The organism is Allobosea sp. LjRoot9 (assembly GCF_964252745.1).
GTDB lineage: Bacteria > Pseudomonadota > Alphaproteobacteria > Rhizobiales > Beijerinckiaceae > Allobosea.
The window spans coordinates 1-1,178 of the sequence record NZ_CAXUPC020000022.1; the positions used below are offsets into that span (position 1 = coordinate 1).

The 1,178-nt window shown below is 63.7% G+C and carries 1 protein-coding gene; it reads left to right on the plus strand.

The features are described from left to right. Positions 1–7 precede the first annotated feature (7 nt). On the plus strand, positions 8–1,162 hold the full coding sequence (locus ACSQ3P_RS31655; protein ID WP_436165067.1) for an IS4 family transposase: 1,155 nt from the start codon (positions 8–10) through the stop codon (positions 1,160–1,162). Positions 1,163–1,178 lie beyond the last annotated feature (16 nt).

Genomic DNA, 1,178 nt, shown 5'->3' on the forward strand with positions numbered 1-1,178 from the left:
CGACGCCATGCGGCATCAGAATAGCGTGTTTCACGGGCTGCTGAAGCATGTTCCGTGGTCTTGCTTCGACAAACTGGTGGATGAGCACGGGTCGGATGCGCGGGTGCGCCGACTTTCGACGAGAAGCCAGTTCGTGGCGCTGCTCTACGGGCAACTGGCGGGAGCCGTCTCCTTGCGCGAGATCGAGACGGCTGTGCAAAGCCATCGCGCCCGGCTCTATCATCTGGGTGCGCGCGAACTCTCGCGCTCGACGCTGGCCGATGCCAATGCGCGGCGGCCCCATGAGGTGTTCAGCGGCCTGTTCGCGCGGATGACGGCAATGGCCGGGCGCGGCTTGCGCCGATCCACGGCTGAGGCGGTCAGGCTGATCGACTCGACCGGGATCAGGCTGTCGGGGATCGCCTGCGACTGGGCCCGCTTCTCCAAGGGCGTCTGTGGCGCCAAGGCCCACATCGTCTACGACCCCGACGCGCAGACACCGCTTTATCTCGCGGTCACCCCGGCCAAGGTCAACGACATCATCGCCGCTCGCGCCATACCCATCGAACCGGGCGCGACCTACGTCTTCGATCTCGGCTATTACGACTTCGCCTGGTGGGCCAAGCTCGACGCGGCCGGCTGCCGGATCGTCAGCAGGCTCAAGGCCAACACGCCACTGACGCTGGTCGAGGAGCGCGCCCTGCCTGAAGGCTCGACCCTCTCCTATGACCGCCTCGGTTTTCTCCCCGTGCGTCAGGCCGCCTCGCGGACAAACCCGTTCCAGGACCCCGTCCGCGAGATCGGTGTCGTCCTCGAAGACGGCGCGACCCTGCGCGTCGTCTCAAACGATCTCGACGCCACAGCCGACGAGATCGCCGCCCTCTACAAGCGCCGATGGGCCATCGAGCTCTTCTTCAGATGGGTCAAACAGACACTGCGCATCAGGCACTTCATCGGACGATCCGAAAACGCCGTTCGTATCCAGATCGCCGTCGCTCTGATCGCCTATCTCCTGCTCAAGCTCGCAAAAGACGCAGTCAGGATCATCGACAGCCCGCTCGCCTTTGCCCGCCTCGTCCGTACAAATCTCATGCACAGACGCGACATCGACAAACTGCTCAAGCCGCCAAAGCCGCTCCAAAAAGACCCGAGACAGCTCAACTTCCAACTAACCCCAAATTAAACCGGACAGCCGTGGG

Excerpts from the sequence above, each read along its gene's own strand:
- ACSQ3P_RS31655 (WP_436165067.1), top strand. The coding sequence starts at position 8 with ATGCGGCATCAGAATAGCGTGTTTCACGGGCTGCTGAAGCATGTTCCG.